The 21720-nt window shown below is 75.6% G+C and carries 18 protein-coding genes; 9 read left to right on the forward strand and 9 right to left on the reverse strand.

Annotated elements, in window-relative coordinates:
- Positions 1–68: 68 nt before the first annotated feature.
- The 5 genes from GA0070558_RS24375 (at position 69) to GA0070558_RS24395 (ending at position 6649) form a co-directional block, all read left to right on the forward strand.
- A complete protein-coding gene (locus GA0070558_RS24375) occupies positions 69–1511 on the forward strand; it encodes a cellulose binding domain-containing protein (protein ID WP_369523386.1) in 1443 nt (480 codons plus the stop codon).
- Between the two features lie 124 nt (positions 1512–1635).
- Positions 1636–2385 (forward strand): LmeA family phospholipid-binding protein, encoded by a 750-nt coding sequence (locus tag GA0070558_RS24380; RefSeq protein ID WP_091283932.1) that lies wholly within the window; start codon positions 1636–1638, stop codon positions 2383–2385.
- A complete protein-coding gene (locus GA0070558_RS24385) occupies positions 2385–4565 on the forward strand; it encodes an MMPL family transporter (RefSeq protein ID WP_091283934.1) in 2181 nt (726 codons plus the stop codon). The genes GA0070558_RS24380 and GA0070558_RS24385 overlap by 1 nt, the downstream gene beginning before the upstream one ends.
- 9 nt (positions 4566–4574) lie before the next feature.
- Positions 4575–5270 (forward strand): response regulator transcription factor, encoded by a 696-nt coding sequence (locus tag GA0070558_RS24390; RefSeq protein WP_043969013.1) that lies wholly within the window; start codon positions 4575–4577, stop codon positions 5268–5270.
- On the forward strand, positions 5267–6649 hold the full coding sequence (locus tag GA0070558_RS24395) for a sensor histidine kinase (RefSeq protein WP_218107078.1): 1383 nt from the start codon (positions 5267–5269) through the stop codon (positions 6647–6649). The genes GA0070558_RS24390 and GA0070558_RS24395 overlap by 4 nt, the downstream gene beginning before the upstream one ends.
- On the opposite strand, the gene kynU is transcribed toward GA0070558_RS24395, so the two are convergent.
- Positions 6642–7901, reverse strand: a complete 1260-nt coding sequence (kynU, locus tag GA0070558_RS24400) for a kynureninase (protein WP_077940205.1) — start codon at positions 7899–7901, stop codon at positions 6642–6644. The genes GA0070558_RS24395 and kynU overlap by 8 nt on opposite strands.
- Positions 7902–8121: 220 nt before the next feature.
- Here kynU and GA0070558_RS24405 point away from each other — a divergent pair, with 220 nt between their 5' ends.
- The gene (locus tag GA0070558_RS24405; RefSeq protein WP_141722307.1) at positions 8122–8397 is read left to right on the forward strand and encodes a hypothetical protein; all 276 of its coding nucleotides are present in this window, start codon (positions 8122–8124) and stop codon (positions 8395–8397) included.
- 72 nt (positions 8398–8469) lie between these two features.
- Positions 8470–9114: a helix-turn-helix domain-containing protein gene (locus tag GA0070558_RS24410; protein WP_141722308.1), complete on the forward strand. Its 645-nt coding sequence runs from the start codon at positions 8470–8472 to the stop codon at positions 9112–9114.
- Positions 9115–9175: 61 nt separating this feature from the next.
- On the opposite strand, the gene GA0070558_RS24415 is transcribed toward GA0070558_RS24410, so the two are convergent.
- The 6 genes from GA0070558_RS24415 to GA0070558_RS24440 are packed head-to-tail and all read right to left on the reverse strand — an operon-like array spanning position 9176 to position 15198.
- Positions 9176–10081 (reverse strand): STM4011 family radical SAM protein, encoded by a 906-nt coding sequence (locus GA0070558_RS24415; RefSeq protein ID WP_077940207.1) that lies wholly within the window; start codon positions 10079–10081, stop codon positions 9176–9178.
- Positions 10078–11403 carry an STM4012 family radical SAM protein gene (locus tag GA0070558_RS24420; RefSeq protein WP_256092106.1) on the reverse strand — a complete coding sequence of 442 codons (1326 nt, stop codon included), beginning with the start codon at positions 11401–11403 and terminating at the stop codon, positions 10078–10080. Before GA0070558_RS24420 ends, GA0070558_RS24415 begins: the two co-directional genes overlap by 4 nt.
- The gene (locus tag GA0070558_RS24425; protein WP_091283942.1) at positions 11400–12203 is read right to left on the reverse strand and encodes an STM4013/SEN3800 family hydrolase; all 804 of its coding nucleotides are present in this window, start codon (positions 12201–12203) and stop codon (positions 11400–11402) included. Before GA0070558_RS24425 ends, GA0070558_RS24420 begins: the two co-directional genes overlap by 4 nt.
- Positions 12191–13309: an STM4014 family protein gene (locus tag GA0070558_RS24430; protein WP_091283943.1), complete on the reverse strand. Its 1119-nt coding sequence runs from the start codon at positions 13307–13309 to the stop codon at positions 12191–12193. Before GA0070558_RS24430 ends, GA0070558_RS24425 begins: the two co-directional genes overlap by 13 nt.
- A gap of 1 nt (position 13310) precedes the next feature.
- Complete coding sequence (locus GA0070558_RS24435) at positions 13311–14258, reverse strand: STM4015 family protein (RefSeq protein ID WP_091283945.1); 948 nt, start codon at positions 14256–14258, stop codon at positions 13311–13313.
- A 7-nt stretch (positions 14259–14265) separates the two neighbouring features.
- Positions 14266–15198 carry an STM4015 family protein gene (locus tag GA0070558_RS24440; protein WP_091283947.1) on the reverse strand — a complete coding sequence of 311 codons (933 nt, stop codon included), beginning with the start codon at positions 15196–15198 and terminating at the stop codon, positions 14266–14268.
- A 183-nt stretch (positions 15199–15381) separates the two neighbouring features.
- On the opposite strand from GA0070558_RS24440, the gene GA0070558_RS24445 reads away from it, so the two are divergent.
- Positions 15382–15885, forward strand: a complete 504-nt coding sequence (locus GA0070558_RS24445) for a hypothetical protein (protein WP_077940213.1) — start codon at positions 15382–15384, stop codon at positions 15883–15885.
- Between the two features lie 84 nt (positions 15886–15969).
- Here the strand turns inward: GA0070558_RS24445 and GA0070558_RS33545 are convergent, their stop codons facing one another.
- Together GA0070558_RS33545 and GA0070558_RS24455 are read right to left on the reverse strand one after the other, a co-directional pair.
- Positions 15970–17367 carry a coiled-coil domain-containing protein gene (locus GA0070558_RS33545; protein WP_256092107.1) on the reverse strand — a complete coding sequence of 466 codons (1398 nt, stop codon included), beginning with the start codon at positions 17365–17367 and terminating at the stop codon, positions 15970–15972.
- Positions 17368–18078: 711 nt separating this feature from the next.
- Entirely contained in the window at positions 18079–19710 is a 1632-nt protein-coding gene (locus GA0070558_RS24455) for a DUF6119 family protein (protein WP_176734362.1), read from the reverse strand.
- A gap of 98 nt (positions 19711–19808) precedes the next feature.
- Between GA0070558_RS24455 and GA0070558_RS24460 the strand changes: the two genes are divergently transcribed.
- Entirely contained in the window at positions 19809–21683 is a 1875-nt protein-coding gene (locus tag GA0070558_RS24460) for an N-6 DNA methylase (RefSeq protein WP_176734363.1), read from the forward strand.
- Positions 21684–21720 lie beyond the last annotated feature (37 nt).

Consider the following 21720-nt stretch of genomic DNA (forward strand, 5'->3'; position numbering starts at 1 on the left):
CGATTAGTTTGTTTGGGTATCAGACTAACGGTCGACTCGACCGCCGTCGGACCAGCGAGGGGAAACGCGTGGGAACCAGGGGAGCGACCGCGGTGCTGACCGCGTTGATGCTCGGCGCGACCGCCGCCGTCACCGCCGCCGTGCCCGCGCAGGCCGCGGCGGCCGGCTGCGCCGTCACCTACCGCGTCGGCGGGCAGTGGTCCGGGGGTTTCACCGCCGACGTCACCGTCACCAACCTGGGCGCCCCGGTCACCGCCTGGACGCTGACCTGGTCCTACCCCTCGGGCCAGCGGGTGACGCAGGCGTGGAACGCCACCGTCACCCAGGCCGGCGCGCAGGTGACGGCCCGCAACGCGGCGTGGAACGGCGGCCTGGCCACCGGCGGCAGCACCACCTTCGGGGTGATGGGCTCGTTCGGCGCGGCCAACCCGGCCCCGACCGGCTTCGCCCTCAACGGCACCACCTGCGGCGGCGACGACCCGGGCGACCCCGGCGACCCGGGTGGGCCGTCCGGCGTGCTGGCGCAGACCCACACCGCCGGCCGGGTCGTGACCGCCGGGCAGACCGTGCAGTACAGCTGGCCCGGCATCTACTTCGAGGGCCGCTTCCGGGGCACCGGCGTCGGGCTCGTCTTCGACGACGCCGCCAACGACTACGACGTCGCGGTCGACGGCAAGGTCGTCGCCACCCTGGTCAAGCCCGGCACGACCACCCGCTGGATCGACGGGCTCGCCGCCGGCGAGCACAGCGTACGGCTCGTCAAGCGCACCGAGAGCCCGTGGAGCGCCAGCGCGTTCGGCGGCCTCGTCGCCGCCGCAGGCGGGGCCATCCTCGACCGGCCCGCCGCCCGCACCCGGCAGGTCGAGTTCATCGGCGACTCGCTGACCGTCGGCTACGGCAACACCTCCGGCACCCGCGACTGCACCGGCGACCAGGTCACCCGCACCACCAACACCGACCTCAGCTTCGGCGCGCTGACCGCCCGCGAGCTGAACGCCGACTACCAGGTCAACGCCTACTCCGGCATCGGCATGGTGCGCAACTACAACGGCGGCTCGCCGGGCGTCAGCTACGGCACCTACTACGACCGGGCGCTGCTGCACGTCGACGGCGACGTCTGGGACCGGCCCGCCACGTGGCGTCCGCAGCTCGTCGTGGTCGACCTCGGCACCAACGACTTCTCCACCCCGATCAACAGCGGCGAGCCGTGGACGGACGCGAGCCTGGCCGCCGCCTACCGCGCCACGTACGTGGCGTTCCTGGAGAAGCTACGGGCCCGCTACGGCGCGGGCACGACGATCGTGGTCGTCGGCACGAGCCTCTTCGGGGACAAGGCCCGGCAGGTCGTCGGTGACCGCAACGCCGCCGGCGACGCCAAGGTCCGCTACTGGCACCTCGACGACGCCGGCCTGGACCTCCTGGGCTGCCACTGGCACTACTCGGTCGCCGACGACCGGCTCATCGCCGACCGGCTCGGCGACTACGTCGCCACCCTCGGCCTCGACTGGTAGCCTCCCCACCCCCGCGGCGGCCAGCCCCCACCGGGGCGGCCCCGCAGGTGGGCCACCCCGAACTCCCACGTTCCTCTCATCGTCCTCGGGTGGTGGGTCCAGACCGACCTGTTCTGCTCTACCGGTGCGATTGCGAATCATCCGGCGGCGACGAGCCGCCCTGCTGGCCGCCGCCTGCGTGGCCGTCCTTGCGACGGTCGCGGTGGTGGCCGACCGGTGGGTCGCGCGGACGGCGGCGCAGCGGCTGTCCGACCGGCTGGCCTGCGCCGCCGGCCTCGACCGGTCGCCCACGGTCGACCTCGGCGGGTTCCCCGTGCTGCCCGGCGTGCTCACCGGTGAGCTCGGCAAGGTGAGCGTGCGGGCCGCCGACGTCACGCGCGGCGAGGTGCGGGCCGCCGAGGTGGACGCCGAGCTGTCCCAGGTGCGGCTGCCCGGCGAGCAGCCGGCCCGCGTCGGCGCGCTGGACCTGCGGATCCGCGTCGGCTTCGACGCGCTGCCCGGCACGGTCGGCGAGCGCCCGGTGCAGTACCGGGGCGTCGGCGGGCTGCTCGCCGTCGAGACCACCGCGCCGATGGCCGGGCAGCAGCTCCCGGTCACCGTGCTCGCCCGGCCCGCGATCGACGCCGGCCGGCTGACCGTCACCCCCACCGAGATCGAGGTGTTGGGCATGCGGCGGCCCGCCGGTGCCAAGCTGGTGGAGCGGCTCACCGGTGGCCGCGACCTGTCCCGGCCGCTGCCCGCGCTGCCCGCCGGCCTGAGCTGGCAGGGCGTCGACGTCGCCGACGACGGCCTGCGGCTGCGCCTGACCGGACACGACCTGACCCTGCCCGGGGGCGGCGACGGCCGCCGCGCCGGCACCTGCGGAGGAAACTGATGCACGCCCGTACCGACGGTTGGACCCACCGGACGCTCAAGCGGCTGGGCGGCTGGTGCGTACGCCGGCCGTGGCGGGTCCTCGCCGCCTGGCTGCTGCTCGCGGTCGCCCTGGTCGGCGGCGTCGCCGCCTTCGGCCGGCCGGTCGACAACGACGTGGCCCTGCCCGGCAGCGACGCCCAGCTCGCCCGCGACCTGAGTGAACGCGGCGGCGGTCCCGCCAGCAGCGGCCAGGTCGTGGTGCACGTCGACACCGGCCGCCTCGACGAGCCGGACCGCCGGGCGGCGCTGGAGCGCAGCGCCGCCGCGCTCGCCGCCGTGGAGCACGTGACCCGGGTCGACGGCGTCGACGCCCGCGCCGGCACCCTCAGCCCCGACGGCCGCACCGGCTACCTCACCGTGCGCCTCGACGTGCCCGCCCGCGAGGTGGACAAGGCGCTCAGCGGAGCGGTGCTGGACGCGGCGCAGCCGGCCCGCGACGCGGGCGTCGAGACGGTGCCGGGCGGGGTGCTCGCCACGGCGGCCGAGCGGGGCGGCTCGCACACCGCCGAGGCCGTCGGGCTGCTCGTCGCCGCCGTGGTGCTGCTGTTCGCCTTCGGCGGCCTGGTCGCCGCAGCCGTCCCGCTGGTCACCGCGCTGTTCACCCTGGGGTGCGCGCTTGCCACGGTCGGCCTCGCCGGCCACCTGGTGTCCGTGCCGTCGGTGGCCGGCAACCTGGCCACGATGATCGGGCTGGGCGTCGGCATCGACTACGCCCTGTTCCTGATCACCCGCTACCGGGCGCTGCGGGCCGCCGGCACGCCGGCCGACAAGGCGCTGGTCGCCGCCATGGGCACCGCCGGCGCGGCGGTCGTGTTCGCCGGCGGCACGGTGGTCATCGCCCTCGGCGGCCTCGCCGTGGCCGGCGTGCCCATCCTCGGCACGCTGGGCTGGACCGCCGGCCTGGTGGTCGTGGTGGCCGTGCTCGGCGCGGTGACCCTCCTGCCGGCCCTGCTGGCCGTGCTCGGCCCCCGCCTCGACGCGCTGCCGCTGCGCCTGCGCCGCCGCGCCGCCGACGGCGGCTCCGGCTGGGCCCGGCAGGCCGAGCGGGTGACCCGCCGCCCCTGGCGGTGGGCCCTGCTCGCCGCCGCGCTGCTCGCCGTGCTCGCCGCACCCGCCGCCACGCTCACCCTCGGCCAGCTCGACGCCGGCGACGACCCGCCGGGCAGCGCCACCCGCACCAGCTTCGACCTGCTCGCCGAGGGGTTCGGCCCCGGCGTCAACGGCCCGCTCAACGTGGTCGCCGCCGTCGACCCGCCGGCCGCCAGCGCCGCCGATCCCCGGCTCGTCGAGCTGACCCGCGAGCTGGCCGCCACGCCCGGCGTCGCGTCGGTGGCCCCGGTGCGCCTCGCCGACGGCGGCCGGGTCGCCACGGCCAGCGTGCAGCCGGACACCGGTCCCAGCGACCCCGCCACCGCCGCCCTGGTCGCCGACCTGCGCGACGTGCGGGTCGACGGCGTGCAGGTGCACGTCGGCGGGGCCACCGCCACCCGCGCCGACCTGGCCGACCGCGTCCGGGACCGGATGCCGTGGGTGATCGCCGTGGTCGTCGGGCTGTCCACCGTCCTGCTGTACGTGGCGTTCCGCGCCCCCGTGGTGGCGGTCAAGGCCGCCGTGATGAACCTGGTCTCGATCGGCGCCGCGTACGGGGTGCTGACGGCCGTCTTCTCCTGGGGCTGGGGGGTGGAGCTGACCGGCCTGTCCGGGCCGGTGCCCGTGGAGAGCTACGTGCCGATGATGCTGTTCGCGCTGCTGTTCGGCCTCTCCATGGACTACGAGGTGTTCCTGCTCAGCGCCGTGCAGGAGGCGTGGCGGGCGACCGGCGACAACCGGGTCGCCGTCCGCGACGGGCTCGCCGGCACGGGCCGCGTGATCACCTCCGCCGCGCTGATCATGGTGACCGTCTTCGCGGGCTTCGTCCTGCACACCGACCCGGTGATCAAGATGTTCGGCCTCGGCATGGCGGTCGCCGTGGCGGTGGACGCCACCGTGGTCCGGGGGCTGCTGGTGCCGGCGACGATGGCGCTGCTCGGCCGGGCCAACTGGTGGCACCCGGGCCGCCGGCGCCGGCCCGCCCCTGAGCCGGACAAGGCGCAGGCTCTCGCCGGACTCTCATCGAATTCCCAGCCGCCCGTGGTCTGATCCGTCGAGATGAACGCCGCCGCCGTCCGGGTCCTGGTCGTCGACGACCAGCCCAACATCGTCGACATGCTCGCCACCGTGCTGCGGTTCCACGGCTTCGACGTGGTGACCGCGACCACCGCGGCCGAGGCGCTGCGCCGCGCCGGGGAGAGCCGCCCCCGGCTCGTCGTCCTCGACGTGCTGCTGCCCGACGGCGACGGGTTCGAGGTGTGCCGGTCGCTGCGGGCCGCCGGCCACGAGATCGGCATCGTCTTCCTCACCGCCCGCGACGCCCCGCGCGACCGGATCGCCGGCCTCACCTACGGCGGCGACGACTACGTCACCAAGCCGTTCTCGGTCGAGGAACTGGTCGCGCGGGTGCGGGCGGTGCTGCGCCGCATCGGCTCCGCCCCCGTGCCCGCCACCGGCGTGCTCCGCTACGCCGACCTCGAACTCGACGAGGAGACCTGCGAGGTCCGCCGGGGCGGCCGGCTGCTGTCGCTGTCGCCGACGGAGTTCAAGCTGCTGCGCCACCTCATGCTCAACCCCGGCCGGGTGCTCTCCCGCGCCCAGATCCTCGACGCCGTGTGGCGCTACGACTTCGACGGCGCGTCGAACGTCGTCGACACCTACATCGGCTACCTGCGGCGCAAGCTGGACCCGCTCGGGCCGCCCCTGATCGAGACCCGGCGCGGCTTCGGCTACGCCCTGCGTGCGCCCGGGTGAACCGGCTGCCACTGCGCCGCAGCCTGCTGCTCGGCCTGGTCGGGCTCACCGCGACCGCGCTGGTGTCCGCCGGGCTGGTCAGCGCGCTGGCGCTGCAGGCGTACCTGATGCAGCGCACCGACGACCAGCTGCGCTCCGCCGCCGCCGTCGTCGCCACCCGGGTGAAGCAGCTCGCCGGCCAGCCCCCCGGCACGGTCCGGGCCGCCGTCGCGCCGTCGGACTACCTGGTGGAGATCCGCCACCGCGGCACGCTCACCCGGTTCTCGGCGGCCACCCCGCCGGCCACCCCGCTGCTCGACCTGTCGCCGGCGCCGCCCGCCGACGGCCCGTCGGCGCCGGTCACCCTGGACGGCCGGTGGCGGGTGGTCACCGTACGCGCCGGCGAGGCCGTCGTGCTCATCGCGCTGCCGCTGGCCCCGGTGACGCAGACCGTGCGCCGGTTGGTGCTGGTCGAGCTGGCCGGCGGCGCGGCGGTGCTGCTCCTGCTGGCCGGCTCCGCGCGGCTGCTGCTGGTGCGGGGGCTGCGCCCGCTGGACCGGATCACCGCCACCGCGACCGCCATCTCCGACGGCGACCTCGACCGCCGGGTCCCCCTGGACGGCGTGCGGGTCGCCGATCCGCGCACGGAGGTGGACCGGCTCACCCTCGCGGTCAACGGCATGCTCACCCGGCTCCAGGCGGCGATCGCCGCCCGCACCCGCTCGGAGCAGCGGCTGCGGGACTTCGCCGCCGACGCCTCCCACGAGCTGCGCACCCCGCTGACCTCGATCCGCGGCTACCTGCAGATCCTGCGGCACGACATGGTCGAGCCCGGCCGCCGGGCGGAGGTGCTGGCCCGCAGCGAGGACGAGGCCGTCCGGATGGGCCGCATCCTCGACGACCTGTTCTACCTGGCCCGCCTCGACGCCGAGCCGCAGCTGCGGCACGACCGGGTGGACCTGGCGGTGCTGGCCCGCGACTCCGTCGCCGACCTGCTCGCCGCCCAGCCCGGCCGGCCCGCCCGGCTGCTGGCGCCCACGCCCGTGCCGGTCACCGGCGACGAGCACGCCCTGCGGCAGGTGCTGGCCAACCTGCTGGCCAACGTGCGCGCCCACACCCCGGCCGACGCCCCCGTCACCGTCGCCGTCGAGCCCGACGCCGACGGCGTCACGGTCCGGGTCACCGACGGCGGGCCGGGCGTCGACGCCGCGCTCGCCGAGCGGGCGTTCGACCGGTTCACCCAGGCCGAGCCGGGGCGCGGCGGCGGCAGCGGGCTGGGCCTGGCCATCGTCGCCGGCATCGTCACCGCCCACGGCGGGAGGGTCGGCATCGAGTCCCCGCCGGGCGGCGGGACCGAGGTCTGGTTCGCCCTGCCCCGCGCCGCCGACACGCTCAGGTGACCCGCGACGGCCCGCCCGGCACCCGTTCCCAGCCGCGCCGCTCGGCCAGGCCCCGCAGCCGGTCCAGGGCGTCCCACACGTCGACATAGCGGGTGTAGAGGGGCGCGGGCCCCAGCCGCAGCCGGTCGGGGGCCCGGTAGTCGCCCACCACGCCCGCCTCGGCCAGGGCGCGGGAGATCCGCAGCGCCTCCGGGTGGTGCAGGCAGACGTGGCTGCCGCGCCGGTCGGCCTCGCGCGGGGAGGCCACCCGGAAGCCGTACGGGGTCAGCCACGCGTCGGCCAGCGTCACGATCAGCTCGCCGAGGCGGCGGCCCTTGGCGCGGACCCGGTCGATGCCGGCCTCGGCGAGCACGTCCAGCGCCGGGTCGAGCGGCGCGAGGGCGAGGATCGACGGGGTGCCGACCAGGAACCGGTCCAGGTCGGGGGCCGGGTCGTAGCCGGGCCCCATGCCGAACTGGTCGCGCCGGCCGAACCAGCCCTGGATCGGCTGGCGCAGCCGGGACTGCAGCTCGCGGCGCACGTACAGGAAGGCCGGCGCGCCCGGGCCGCCGTTGAGGTACTTGTACGTGCAGCCGACCGCGAGGTCCGCGCCGGTGGCGGCCAGCTCGATCGGCACCGACCCGACGGCGTGCGACAGGTCCCACAGCACCGTCGCGCCGACCTGCCGGGCGGCGGCGTTGACGGCCGCCATGTCCAGCAGCGCCCCCGACCGGTAGGCCACCGCCGACAGCACCACCAGCGCGACGTCCCCGTCGAGCGCGGCGCGCAGCTCGTCGAGCCGCAGCCCCTCGTCGAGGTCGGAGGGGAGCAGCCGCAGCGTCAGCCCGCGCGCGGCGGCCAGCCCTTCCAGGACGTACCGGTCGGTGGGGAAGTCCTCGGCGTCCACCAGCACCGTGCGGCGGTCGCCGGCGGCGTCCAGCGCGGCGGCGGCGAGCTTGTAGAGGTTCACCGACGTGGAGTCGGAGACGACCACCTCGCCGGGACGCGCGCCGAGGGCGTGCGCGGCGAGCCGGTCGCCGATGCGCCGGCCCCACTCGATCCAGGTGGGCCAGGACCGGACGAGCCCGTCGCCCCAGCCCTGGCGGACCAGCCGGTCCAGGTGCGCCGGGGTGGCCGCCGGCAGCCGGCCCAGGGAGTTGCCGTCGAGGTAGATCAGGTCGTCGTCGGCGATCACGAACCGGTCACGCAGATCCGCGAGGGGGTCCGCGGCGTCCAGCTCCTTGGCCAGGTGGCGCGGGAAGTCGTCTCGCACGTGCCGTACCCCTTCCCGACCTGCCGGCCCCCGGCGCCGCCGGCCGGCGTCCGCACCGGCCGCCCAAGCTAGCCGGCCTGCCTGCGGCACCGGCCGGCGGCGGGTCGCCGTCCCGGCCGGTGGACGGATCTCACGTATTCCGATATCGACGCCCGGCCACCCGTAACGCCGCTCGGATCCGGTGCGTTGTGGACGTGGAACGCGGCGATGGGGAGGCGACGTGCGTGCAGATGACGGCGTGGATGCGGGGCGTTCGGCACCGGTGGTCCACGACGAGGTCGCGACCCGGGATCCCGACCTCGCCCACCACACCATCGCCGCGCAGTACTCCGCCCACCGCCCCCGGTTCGCCGGCAGCGCCCTCGGCTTCCGGTTCCGGCTCGCCACCACCCAGGCGGGAGAGCTCGGCGTCGACCAGATCGTGCACTCGATGGACGCCCGGTCGTGGACGGAGCCCTACTCGGGCTTCCTGGCGGTGCACGTGCGGCGCGGGTGATACCACTGGCGGGTCGGCCGCGACGAGCTGGCCCTGCCGCCGGGCGCGGTGGGCCGGTTCCACAACTCGCCCATGATCGTGCAGTGGAGCGACGTCACCGCCAGCGTGGTGCGGCTGTCGACCGCGCACGTCGCCCGCGTCGCCGCCACCCGCACCGACGTCGCCGTGGCCGACTTCCGGTTCGAGGGGATGGCCCCCGTCTCCGCCGCCATGGCGCGCGCCTGGGCGGGGCTGTCGGCGTTCCTCGACACGCAGGCCGCGGCGGCGGGCGAGACGCTGGCGCACCCGCTCATCCGGGCCAGCCTCGCCGAGCACGTGGCGACCACCGCGCTGGCCGTGTTCCCCAACACCACCATGACGGCCGGTTACGTGCCGGGGCCGCGCCGGGTGGAGCCGGCCGTGGTCCGGCGGGCCGTGGCCCACATCGAGGCCCACGCCGCCGAGCCGATCACCCTGGCGCAGATCGCGCAGGTCTGCGGGGTCGGCCCGCGCGGGCTCCAGGCCGCGTTCGCGCGGCACCTCGGCGTCAGCCCCACGACCCACCTGCGCCGGGTCCGGCTGGACCGCGCACACCGGGACCTCGTCGACGCCGACCCGACCGGGGGCGCGTCGGTCGCGGCGATCGCCCGCCGGTGGGGCTGGGGCAACCCGGGCCGCTTCGCCGAGGCGTACCGGCGGGCCTACGGCCGGCCACCCAGCCACACCCTGCGGGCCTGACCGCCGGCCGGGCCTGCTGCGGCTGGGCCGGTCGGGCCGAACCGGCCCCGGCCGGGGAGGTTCAGCCGGGCGGCCAGCCGGCGGGGATGCGTTCCAGCAGCCCACCGGCGAACACGTCGCGCAGCCCGAGCGGCTTGAGGTGGACGTACCCGATGTGGCAGTCGCAGGCCCCGTTCACGCAGGTGCGGGGCCGCAGCGCGGCCCGCCACGAGCCGTCGTACAGGTTGCCGATGGGCTCGTCGACGAAGTGGCAGCGGCGCACCGTCCCGTCGCCCCGCACGGAGATCGCCGTCTCCCCGGCGTGGCAGGGCCGGTCCAGCGACAGGTGCGGGCGCACGCTGTAGCCGAACAGCGGGTCCAGCGCCGTCCAGGCAGCCTCCTGCGCGGCGTCGTAGCGGTGGCCGTCGGCGGCGTTGACCCACAGGTAGACGTGCGGTGGCAGCGCCGCGCGCAGCGCCCGCGCCTCGTCGAGATGCTCCGGCAGCCCGACCACCCCGACGGAGAACCGCACCCCCAGCTCGACCAGGCGGGCGCAGCGGGCCAGGAACCGCTCCCGGGTGACCTGCCCCGGGTGGTACGTCGTCCACAGCGCGGCCCGGGCCGGGTCGGCGTCGGCCAGCCAGTCCACCCGGGCGGCCAGGTTGGTCTGGATGACCACCCGGTCGACGTGCGGCAGGTGCGACAGCGCCACCATCGCCTCCCGGTACCAGCGGCGGGTAAGCCCCTCGCCCCACGGGGTGAACAGCACCGACAGCCGCACGTCCGTGGTCGCGGCCACCCAGCCGGTGAACCGTTCCAGGGCCGCCCGGTCGGCGGCCAGCACGTCCGGCGGGTCCCGCCGCTTCGCGAACGGGCAGTAGGGGCAGTCGTAGTTGCAGCTGGCCAGGGGGCCCCGGTAGAGGATCGCCAGGCCGCTGCCGCTGGCCCCGCTGCCGCTGCCTGCGCCGCACCGGTCGGCCGTGCTCACCGGGGCACGTACCCGGTCATCGCGCGGCGTACCTGAGCGGAGGTCAGCCACGGCCCGACGGCGTCGGAGCGGGCCAGCCCGGCCGGGGTGAGCCGCAGCCCGCCGTCGGTGGCCCAGCCCCGCTCGACCAGCCGCCCCAGCTCGGGGAAGTCCTCGCCCGGCGCGGCGCCGAACCGGGCCGCGTAGGCCGCCGCGTCGACGCCCTCGGCGCGCAGCAGCGACTTCAGCAGCCACCGGCGGCGCTGCTCCGTGCCGTCGAGGGCGAAACCGAACTCGGCGTACGCGAAGTCGCCGGCCGGACGCGCCAGGTAGTCGTCCAGCACCGCCCGCACCTCGGACACGCTGACCGCGTAGTCGAACGAGTAGTGCAGGCCCGTCGTGTACGACCGCGCTCCGCAGCCCAGCCCCACCATGCCGTCGTCCTGGCAGCAGTAGTCCGGCCCGTCCGGCGCGGGCACGTCGGCACGGCGGAACTGCCGCATCGACTCCTGCCGGTATCCGGCCGCGCCGAGCACCTCCACCGCCTGCGCGTACAGGGCGAGGCGCTGGGCGTCCCAGTCGGCGCGGGCGTGCGCCCGCCGGCCCAGCCCGGTCAGCGGCCGCACGTACAGCGGGTAGAGGTACAGCTCCTCCGGCCGCCAGGCCAGGGCCGCCTCCAGGCTCTGCCGCCACGTGTCGGCGGTCTGCCCGTCGATGCCGTAGATCAGGTCGACGTTGAGCAGCGGGATCGCCGCGTCGCGGATCGCGCCGAGCGCCGCCTCCACCTCCGCCCGCCGCTGCGGCCGGCCGGCGGCGCGGGCCTCGGCGTCGAGGAAGCTCTGCACCCCGATGCTCACCCGCGTCGTGCCGTGCGCGGCGAGCACCGCGAGCCGGTCCGGCGTCGCGGTGGCCGGCGACGTCTCCACCGACAGCGGTACGCCGGGCAGCCGCGCGCCCAGCGTCGACGTGGCGATGTCGAACAGCTCGGTCAGCTCGCCGGCCGTCAGATAAGTCGGCGTGCCGCCGCCGAACGCCACACGGGCGTAGCCGGCGTCGCCGCCGAGGGCGTCGGCGACCCGCTCGGCCTGCCGGCGCAACTGCCGCAGGTATGCCGTGACCTGCTCGGCGGGCGCGCCGGTGCGGGTGAACAGGTTGCAGAAGCCGCAGCGCATCTCGCAGAACGGCACGTGCGCGTAGAGGAACAGCGCGTCGCGGGGCTCGGCCCGCCACACGTCGGCGAGCAGCGGCCGGGGCCGCAGCGCCCGGTACGACGTCTTGTGCGGGTACGCGTACAGGTACTGCTGGTACGGCGAGCCGTCGAGGCCCGCGAGGTTGCTGGTCACCATTCTCCCGGTCGCAGGGTGAAGTGGGCGTACGGGACGGTCCACACCACGTCGTGGCCGACCCGGTGGCCGGTGTGGCCGTCCTCCCCGTACGCGGTGCCGTGGTCGGAGCACACGATCGTGAACACCGGTCGCCCCCGCCCGGTGAGCAGGGCGAACAGTCGTCCGACGCGGCTGTCGACGTACTCCAGGGCGGCGGCGTGGCTGGCCAGGTCGTCGGCGTCGGCGCCGGGCAGGTAGTGCCGGTTGGGCTGGTGCAGCGCCGCGACGTTGAGGAACGTGAACAGCGGCTGCCGCGCCGGGACCCGGGGCAGCGCCTCGGCGAGCCGGTCGAGCTGCGCGTCCAGGCAGCCGGGGGCGGTGACGCCGAACTCCGGCTCCCAGTGCGCCTCGGCGAACAGGCCGGGCAGCACCGACCCGAGCGCCCCGCGCCGGTTGAAGAAGCCGACCCCGCCCAGGCAGAGCGTGTGGTAACCCTCCCGCGCGAGGGCGCTCGGCAGGTCCGCCGCGTCGAACACCCAGGTGCGCTCGCCGGAGGTCTCGCTGCCGGGGAACGCCGCCGCGTACAGCCGCTCGTGCCGCCCCGGCGCGGCCGGGGTGGGCAGGAAACCGGCGAAGAACGCGTGGTGCGCGGCGTAGGTGAAGCTGGCGGGGGAGTGCCGCCGCTCCCACCGGCCGCCAGGCAGCACCCGGGCGAGGGCGGGGGTACGCCCGGCGGCGGCCAGGTCGTCGGCCACGTCGAAGCGCAGCGTGTCCAGGGTGACCAGGCAGACGTCGTGACTTCCGATCAGCTCCCGCACGCCACGACCTCCGCCGCGCGCATGCCGGTGGCCGTCGCTGCCGTGGCGGTGGCCCGCCAGCGTTCCCACCGGCCGCTGGTCAGCGCGTGCACCTGCTCGGCGTAGGTGTCCCGGCCGTCGGCCAGCACCCCGGGCAGCAGGTCCCCGAACGCGTTGACCTCCGCCACCGCGTGCCGCCGCCAGCCGAGCAGGAACATCAGGTCCACCCCGACGTGCAGGCTGCGCGGGAAGCACGCGGCGGCCCGTACGCAGGTCTCCATCGCCGCCGACCACGCCGTCGGGCCGGCGGCGGCCCGCAGCTCGGCCAGGTCGCCGCGCGCGTTGCCCAGGTGCAGGTTGGTCAGCGGCCCGGCGGCGGCCCGCACCACCGCGTGGGTGGGCCGCCCGGCGACGACCACCACCCGCACGTCGACGACCCGGTCGCCGAGACCCGCCTTGGGCAGCCACCGCTCCACGTGCAGCCCCTCGGCGGCGAGCCGGTCGACGAGCGCGGCCACGGTCGCCTCGTCGTCGTAGGTGCGCACCCGCAGCGAGTTGAACAGCCCGTCCGGGGCGACCTCGATCGGGGTGACCGCCCGCACGCCGCGCGGGCCGACGGCCAGGGCCAGCACCCCGGCCGCCGACGAGCCGTGCGCCGGCTTGACGAACACCCGCGCCCACCCGGCGGCGGCCATCGCGGCCCGCAGGGACGCGTACCCGTCGATGGGAGGCAGCGCCGCCGGGACCGCGACCCCGGCGGCGGACAGCCGCGCGTGGCAGCGGCGCTTGTCGCACAGCGCCGCCACGTCGCCGGGGTCGTTGAGCAGCTCCGCGCCGCCGGCGGCGACCCGAGCCAGGCCGTCGACCAATCCGGCGTACGCGTCGGCGAGGCCGAGCAGCTCGCCGTGCCGCGCCGGGGCGTCCGCCCGCCGCAGCAGCCGGTCCACCTGCGGGTCCTCGCCGGGGGAGTCGACGCGCACCAGCGCGCCGGCCGGCGGCGGGGCCGCCCCGGTGAGCACGTCGGCCCAGGGCAGCATCGCAGGGCGGGGCAGCCCGGCGGCGAGCACGGCGGCGGTGAACAGGCCGACGCGACGGTTGTCGGGGTTGCCGACGACGGTCAGGCGCATGTCACTCCGACACCGCCGTGTACCGGTGCTCCTCGTCGTCGTCGATGTCGGGCTCCTGCGGGTCGGACAGGTCCACCGTCACGCCGGGCACGGCGGCCCGGACCGCCGCGACGACCTCGTCGGAGACGTAGTGGTGGCTCAGGTCCAGCTTCGTGAGGTGGGTCAGCGGCTGCCCGCCGGCCAGGGCGAGCGCGCCCCGGTCGGACAGCGTGCCCAGCGACAGGTCCAGCAGCTCCAGCCGCCGCACCACCGGCGCGGCGGCCAGGGCCTCGGCGATCCCGTCGGCGTGCTCGGCGTTGCACAGCCCGAGCCGGCGCAGCGCGGGGAACCGCTGCCCGGCCAGCAGCGGGGCCAGGTCGTCGACGGTCGTGTCGCCGCCGTAGTACTCGACGCCGAGCCACAGCTCCAGGTCGGTCAGCGCGGGCAGCTCGGAGTCGAGCACCGCGCGGACGAAGTCGCCGCTCAGGCCGCCGCTCTCGACCTCGAGGCGGCGCAGCCGCCCGTGGCGCACCGGCGAGAACCGGAAGTCCTCGCCGCCGCGCACCCGCAGCACCTCCAGCTTCGGGTACGCGGTCAGCAGCCGGCTGACGTCGCCGACCCGCATCCAGGAGATCTCGCACTCCTCGCTGACGATGTCGCCGAGGAACAGCGCCGTCAGGTTCGGCAGGCGCGGCGCGGCGGCGCAGAGCTGGTCGAGCGGGGCGGGGTTGACCGCCGCGTACCCCCAGCTGCCGACGACGAGGGCCTGCACCGACTCGCCGACGGCGTCGACGAACCGGTCGAACGCGTCCCGGAAGCGGGGGCAGGGCTCGTGTTCGTTGGTGTCGCCCCAGTCGGCGTGGTCGATGCGCCAGGCGACGGGCCCGTCGACGGCGGGCAGCGGGCCGTCGGCGGGGACCTGGACGACCCGGAGGCCGGCGAAGGACTCGGCGTGCGACAGGACGCTCATCGCAGGCTCACTCCCCGACCGCGGTGAAGCGGTATTCGCGGCCGTTGTAGACGTCGGCCTTCTGCGGCTCCGACAGGTCGACCTCGACGCCGGGCAGGGCGGCGACGACCCGCTCGGCGGCGGCCTCGGACAGGAAGTGGTGGTGCAGGTCGAGGCGGCGCAGGTGGGTCAGCGGCCGGCCGGCGAGCAGCGCCTCGGCCCCGGCGTCGGTGAGCACCCCCTTGGACAGGTCGAGCACCGCCAGCCGGTCGACCACCGGCGCGGCGGCGACGGCCCCGGCGACCCGGTCGGCGCCCTCGGCGTTGCAGACCGCGAGGTGGCGCAGCGCCGGCAGCCGGGTGCCGGCGAGGATCTCGGCGAGGTCGTCGGTGGTCGTGTCGCCGCCGTAGTCGGACCGGCCGAGCCACAGCTCCAGGCGCTCCAGCTCGGGCAGGTCGCAGCCGCCGACCGCGCGGACCACCGCACCGGGCAGCCCGCCGGTCTGGAAGACCAGCTCCCGCAGGCCGGTGTGGCGCACCGGGGTCAGGTGCAGCTCGTTGGCCCCGCGCACCCACAGCACCTCCAGCGACGGGTACGCCGTCAGCAGCCCGGTGACGTCACCGTGCGTGAGCCAGGAGATCTCGCACTGCTCGCTGACGAGGTCGGCGAGGAAGACCGCCCGCAGCGACGTCCACCGCTGCGCCGCGTCGATCAGCAGCTCCACGGGCAGCGCCCGCTCGTACGCCGAGCCCCACTCGCCGATCACGACCGCCCGCACCGCGTCGGCGGGCACCTCGTCGCGCAGGGCCGTGACCAGGGCCGCGAACTCCTCGGGCTCGGCCTCGAAGTCCTCGACCTCCAGCCGCCAGGCGACGGCCGACGGATCGTCGGGCAGTTTCATCCCCGGGGTGAAGGGCAGCACGGGCAGCCCGGCGAACGACGACAAGTGGGAGCGGATCACGCCAACCTCCGGCTCGACTGGTGCAGCGGCGGCGCGACCGTAACAGGCCGTACCGACAAGCTGATCACCGACCGGCCCGCCGAGGCCCGCATCTAGTCATGAGCGTCGATGTCTGGTAGAAATCCTGCAAGGCCGGCCCCCTGAATCGCAAGAATCCAACCCCCACGGCGATACGGGAGAACCATGTCCACGACCCGCCCCACGCTGCGCCGCCGAGCGGTGACCCTGCTCGTCGCCGCGCTCGCGGCCCTCGGCGTCACGCTCGGCTTCGCCAGCCCCGCCCTGGCGATCACCCACTCCAGCGCCGCGTCCCAGTTGTCGGCCGCCGGCATCTCCTGGACCTCCAGCGGCAACTGCAGCGACCGCTACACCGCCACCTGCACGTCGTTCGACGGCATCCGGCAGGCCACCATCGACGGGATCATCACGTTCAAGCGGGTCAGCGGCTGCGCGATCACCATCACCGCCGGCACCGAGGTCGGCCACGCCGACGGCCCCTACAGCCACTGGACCGGCTACAAGCTCGACATCGGCCTGACCACCTGCGTGCAGAACTACATCTCGGCGCACTTCGCCTACGTCGGCTACATCGCCGGCTTCGGCTACCAGTACCGGTCCGCCTCCGGGAACCTGTACACCAAGGAAGGCAACCACTGGGACATCCTGTACTACACCTGCGGCTGCTGACCTCGCACGCCGACAGCCGCCGCCCGGCACGACGTCTCGCCGGGCGGCGGCTGTCCGGCTACGACGCCCGCGCCGCCGGGCACCTCACCTGACGGCCGACTCCGGGGCCGCCGCCGCGGCGGCCTCGGCGGGCTGCTCGGCGGCCCCAGCCAGCTCGCTCAGCTCGCCGATCTCGGCGGCGAGGCGGTCCGCGCCGACCTGCTGCCGCGGCTTCACCGTCGGGAACTCGGCGGTCTCGCCGCCCCCCGCCGCGGCGGCCATCACGGCGGCGGCGGCCAGGTCGGCCACCCGCTTCGCCTCCCGCTGCACCCGGGCCCGCACGTCCTTGGCGTGCCGCTCGGCCGAGTCGGCGGCGGTGCGCGCCTCCTCCAGCCGGTTCGCCTCCGCCGTGAGCTCCTGACGGACTTCGGCCAGGCGGTGCTGCAACTGGTTGACCTCGTTCTCCAACGCCCCGCCCTCCCGGCGGATCTGCGCGAGCTGCTGCTGTGCGGTGTCCAGCTCGGTGTGCAGCTGCGTCAACGCCTGCCGCTGGCTGCCCACCTCCTGCTGCACGGCGGTGAGCTGCTCCTGGTGCGCGGTCGCCTGCTCGTCGGCGCGCTTGCGCACCTCCGTCGAGTACTGCTGCGCCTCGGCGATCAGGGTGGCGATCTTCTCCTCGGTGGCGGTGAGCTGCCCCGCCACGTCCCGCTCGGCCGCCGCCCGGTGCTCGGCCAGCTCCTGCTCGGCCGCCGCCCGCCGCTCGTTGATCTCCCGCTCCACGTTGACCCGCCACTGCGCCAGCTCCTGCTGGCTCTGCGCGCGCGCCGCCTGGACCTCCTGCTGGATCTGGGTGCGGGCTGCCTTGGTCAGCGCCTCGGCCGCCGCCCGCGCCTGCTCCACCTGCTGGGCGGTCAGCTCGTTGATCCGCTTCGCCTCCTGCTGGGCCTGCTCGTGCGCGGCCTCACCGTCGGTCCGGAGCTGCTCCACCAGCTCCTGCACGTCCGCGAGCTGAGCCTCCGCCGCCGAACGCCGCTCCTCGTACGCCTTCTCCTGCTCGGCGCGCCGCGCCGTCAGCTCCGCCTCCAGGTCGTGCAGCGCCTGGGCGGCGTGCTCCCGCGCCTCGACCAGGATCCGCTCCGCCTCGGCCTGCAGGTCGCCGGCCCGCTGCGCGGCGGTGTCCGTGATCGCCGCGGCCTGCTTCTCGGCGAGCGCGAGGATCTGGTCGACCATCGGCCCCAGGTCCCGGAACGACGCCTTGTCCACCTGCGCCGGCCGCTGGCGCAGCTCGGACACCTCCGCCTGCAGCGCCTGGAACTGGAGGGTCAGGTTGCGCAGCTGGTGCTGCGCCCGGTCCCGGTCGGCGGTCAGTGCCGAGGCCGCGGCCTCGACCTGCTCGACGTACCGGTCGACCTGGCGCTTGTCGTAGCCGCGCAACGCCTGCTCGAAGCTCGGCCGCCCGTTCGGCTCGTTGCGTACCGCGAAGGTTTCCCCGCCGTGGGACATCCGGCATCCTCCGTAGAGTCGGACCTATCCGAGAGCCGGCGGTGCGGCCGCCGGGCGTGATGGGGCGCAACGTTACCGGCGTCGCCTCCCGCCGCACACCCCACCCCGCCCAGGCCGGGCCCGGTGCCGCCGGGCGCGGGCCGCGGCGGCCCCGGTCGGACCTGGTCGCCCGCGCGGGGTCCGCCGCCGGACCGGCCCGCGCCCCGCGCAAAACCCGCGATCGGTACGTCACACACCGCGACCGCTCGCCCGGCAGCGCCCCACCGCAACCTGTCCCCTTTGCTCTGCACCCACGGACGCGACGCTCCACGCAGCGCGACCGTCCGATTTGGCCACCCGACACCCGCGATCTCGAATGCGTGCAGGTCGACGGCGGTGTTGCGGGTATGGGTGCAGAGCAAAGGAGAAGCGTCATGTCCTGCGGAGGCAACAGGACATGACGCAGAGTCGTGCCGACCGGCACTGGGAAGCGCCGCCACCGCTAGTCACGGAACGTCATTGGTTGCCGGCGTCACTCGCCTCGTGAGGTGAGGTGAGGTGGGGCGAGGCCGTTCCTCAGGTCATCCCACCGGCGACGCTGGGGCCGGGTCCGATGTCACCGCAGGCGATGCGGTCTGGGGTGGCCGAGCCCATCAGGGGTGCGGTGGGGTCGAGTCGGCGAGCGTTCATCACTTACTCCTTGTCTCGGTTCGAGGGGTGTCAAGGGGCCTGTCAGGCGGTGGGGAGGCCCACGACCTCGACATCGACGCCCTCGTTGCGCAGCGACTTCATGGCCCGGTAGAGCGCCACCTGGGCGAAGGTGAACAGCGAGTCCACGGTCAACGCCGCACCGCTGCCCAGCGAGATGGCGTACACCACCTTGCGGGGGCGGAAGTCGGAGCCGATCCGGCGCCTGCGTCCCGACCCCCGCGCCATCCGGGCCAGGGCGGCGCGGGCGTTGCCGTCGTGGCGCAGCGCGTCGGCCGCGACCGTTCCCTGGGCGAAGAGGTGGCTGAGCGGGGAGCTGCGCCCGGCGCGCTTGACGTGGATCAGCTCGTCGTCCGGGCCGAGCAGGTCACACGCCTCGATGCCCCGGGGGTGCTGCGCGGTGCGCAGCAGTCGCTTGTCGAGCAGCACCAGGCCGCGTTCCCTGGCCGCCCGCTCGTTGTACTGCTCCTCGTTCTCGTCGTCCCGCCACGCCGGCAGGGCGACGCTGGCCGGCCGGGCCAGGATCTGGGCGATCTCGTCGCGCAGGAACTCGCGGTGCCGGTGGCCGATCTCGTACCAACGGTCCTCGTGCAGCAGCAGCTGATCGGTGCCGTGCGCGAGCTGCGCGGTGACCCAACGGGCGGCGGGCCGCGAGTCCAGCTCCTCGGTGCCGGCCGCGTCGCCGCAGAGGGTGATGCGGCCGGCGCGCAGGCTGGTCCACCGCTCGCCGGCGGGCACGCCGCGGGTGTGCGCGAGCACCGAGGCCAGGTCGAGCTCCGTCGGCAGCGTCGGCCGCCGTCCCGACTTCGGCACCCTGATCCGGTACGCCCGGACCCGCTCGACCTCGTCGAGCAGCTCGCCGGGGACGGCCAGCCCCACGTCGGGCGGATCGGGCAGGCCCAGCCTCGCGTCCAGCTCGGCGATCAGCGCCGGGAGCCGTGGGTCGCCGGCCGGTACGGGCCGGATCTGGGTGATGAACTCCAGGTCGGGCGCGGGCGACTCGAGCCGGCACACCCGGTCGATCTCCCGCAGGTCGGCGAGCAGCCCTTCCGGTTCGACGCTGAGTTCGACGTGCAGGGCGTCGCCACCCGAGACCCGGGTGGCCCTGCCGGTGCGCCGGCACACCGTCAGCGCCGGGTTGTTCGTGCGGCCGGTCACCTGGCCGACGATCTCGCCGGTGCGGTCGATGCCGTACATCCGGATGTGCTGGCCGCCGGGGACCAGGCTGCGGTCGACCCGGCCGCCGGTGCCCATGAACCGGCGGCGGACCTGCCGGATGTCGTCGGGCAGCAGTGCCCGGACGGCGAACGCGATGCCGAAGCCCGGGTCGATGGCGTCGCGCTCGACCATGAACCGGCCGAGCGTGCCGTAGGCCAGCGCGTACGCCCGGTCGTCGACCGCCACGAGCAGCGCGCCGCCGCCGCTGCGGTGGCCGAGGGCGACCTCTGCGCCGGTGAGGCCGGCGAGCACGTCGCACCACTCCGCCCTCTCCCGGTCGACGGTGCCGTTGACCAGCAGCGCGGGCGTGCCGGCGACGTCCCGCCGCAGGAGGCGGAACCCGCTGTCGCGCAGGTACGGCTGGTTCAGCGCGCTGGTCAGTCCGTCGAGGGTTGGCGGCACGATCAGCCGGTAGAGGGTGGTCGGGTAGGTGCCCATGGCAGTCTCCTCACGTCGAGATCGCGTCAATGGAAGCATTGTCTGTGAACTGTGTCAACGCAGAATCCGCCCCTTGACGGCCGTGCGAAACTGTCGAGGTGCAGGAGAACCCGACCATCACGGCGGCGGAGATCGCCCGGCTCGCCGGGGTCGGCCGGGCCGCCGTCAGCAACTGGCGCAAGCGCCATCCCGACTTCCCCGCCCCGGTCGGCGGCACCGCCGCCAGCCCCGAGTTCGACCTGCCCCAGGTCGAGCGGTGGCTCCGCGAGCAGGGCAAACTCCCCGAGGCGACGCCCGCCGAACGCATCTGGCGACACCTCGCCCAGAGCTCGTCCGCCACCGCCACCACTGCCGCCGCGCTCACCGCACTCGGCGAAGCCCTGCTGGCCCGCAAGCGCGACACCCGACCCGCCGCCACCCGCCGCAACCAGGCCCAGTCCGGCCAGGTCCCGCCCGACGTGGCCGCCGATCTCGACGCCCTCGCCGACCAGCTCGGCCCCGAGGCCGCGTTCGACCAGTTGTGGCAGCGGTTCACGGCGTCCCCGCCCGTGCGGGCGCACGCCACCCCCGACGACCTCGCCGACCTGATGGCCGCGCTCGCCGACGTGCGGGGCGGCAGCGTCCTCGACCCGGCGGCCGGCACCGGCGCCACCCTCCTCGCCGCCGCCCGCGCCGGCTGCGCCGAGGCGCATGGGCAGGAGATCGCCGACGAGGTCGCCCGGCTCGTCGGCCTCCGCCTCGCCCTGGGTGACGTCCCCGGCGAGGTGCGCCCCGGCGACTCCCTGCGCGCCGACGCCTACCCCGGCGAGACCTTCGACGCGGTCCTGTGCCACCCGCCCTTCGGCGCCACCCGGTGGGGCGACGAGGAGCTGGGCCACGATCCGCGCTGGATCGTCGGCACCACCCCCCGCACCGAGCCCGAGCTGGCCTGGGCGCAGCACGCCCTCGCCCACCTGCGCGTCGGCGGGCATGCCGTCCTGCTGATGCCACCCGCCGTCGCCGGCCGCCGCGCCGGCCGCCGCATCCGCGTCGAGCTGCTGCGCCGTGGCCACCTGCGCGCCGTCGTCGCGCTCCCCGCCGGCGCGGCCGCCCCGCACGGCGTACCCCTGCACCTGTGGGTGTTGCGGCGGGCCGCCGCCGACGCGCCGCCACCGGCGCGGGCGCTGCTCGTCGACGCCGCGAGCTGCGCGCCGGGCGAGCTGTCCGCGCGGGTCCTGGCCGCCTGGCGGGCCTTCGCCGTCGCCGGCGACGCCGAGGTCGAACAGGCCGGCTTCGCCCGCGCGGTCCCGGTCGTCGAGCTGCTCGACGAGGAGGTCGACCTCACCCCCGCTCGCCGCCAACCCGCCGTCGAGGTCGAGGCCACGGGCGAGCAACTGGTACGCACGAGCGCGCGCCTCGCCGCCCTCGTCGGCGACCTGCCGGCGCTGATGCCCCGGGTCACGACCGCGCCCGAAGGCCCACCGGAGCCCACCCTCACCGTCGGGGAGCTGGCCCGCACCGGGGCGCTCGAACTCATCGGGCCTTTGCGGGCCACCGGAGCGCAGGAGATCCCGCTCGCCCCCGGCGACGTGGTGGTGCCGATGATCGCCCGACAGCTCACGCCCCGGGTCGTCACCGAAGGCGGGGAGCTGCTCGCCCGCCACCACCACCTGCTGCGCCCCAATCCGGCCGCGCTCGACCCGTGGTTCCTCGCCGGTCAGCTGCGCACCTCCGCCAACGAGCGGCAGGTCTCCAGCCTGTCGGGGACGCTGCGCTTCGACGTGCGGCGGGCGCAGGTGCGGCGGCTGCCGTTGGCGGAACAACGGACGCTGGGGGAGGTGTTCCGGCGGCTCGACGCGTTCGAGTCGACAATCCGACAGGCCGCCGAGCTGGGGGCGGAGCTGGTGAAACTGGCCGCCGACGGCCTGGCCAGCGGCGGCCTGCGCCCGGACGACGACCCACCGCGGCCGCGCAGGCCCCGCAGGAGCCGGTAGCCGTTCGCACCGACCACGATGTACGGTCATGCGTCCG

Origin of the sequence: Micromonospora haikouensis (assembly GCF_900091595.1) — a bacterium.
Taxonomy (GTDB): domain Bacteria; phylum Actinomycetota; class Actinomycetes; order Mycobacteriales; family Micromonosporaceae; genus Micromonospora; species Micromonospora haikouensis.

Excerpts from the sequence above, each read along its gene's own strand:
- GA0070558_RS24385 (WP_091283934.1), top strand. The coding sequence starts at position 2,385 with ATGCACGCCCGTACCGACGGTTGGACCCACCGGACGCTCAAGCGGCTG.
- GA0070558_RS24390 (WP_043969013.1), top strand. The coding sequence starts at position 4,575 with ATGAACGCCGCCGCCGTCCGGGTCCTGGTCGTCGACGACCAGCCCAAC.
- GA0070558_RS24410 (WP_141722308.1), top strand. The coding sequence starts at position 8,470 with ATGATCGTGCAGTGGAGCGACGTCACCGCCAGCGTGGTGCGGCTGTCG.
- GA0070558_RS24430 (WP_091283943.1), bottom strand. The coding sequence starts at position 13,309 with ATGCGCCTGACCGTCGTCGGCAACCCCGACAACCGTCGCGTCGGCCTG.
- GA0070558_RS24435 (WP_091283945.1), bottom strand. The coding sequence starts at position 14,258 with ATGAGCGTCCTGTCGCACGCCGAGTCCTTCGCCGGCCTCCGGGTCGTC.
- GA0070558_RS24445 (WP_077940213.1), top strand. The coding sequence starts at position 15,382 with ATGTCCACGACCCGCCCCACGCTGCGCCGCCGAGCGGTGACCCTGCTC.
- GA0070558_RS33545 (WP_256092107.1), bottom strand. The coding sequence starts at position 17,367 with ATGTCCCACGGCGGGGAAACCTTCGCGGTACGCAACGAGCCGAACGGG.
- GA0070558_RS24455 (WP_176734362.1), bottom strand. The coding sequence starts at position 19,710 with ATGGGCACCTACCCGACCACCCTCTACCGGCTGATCGTGCCGCCAACC.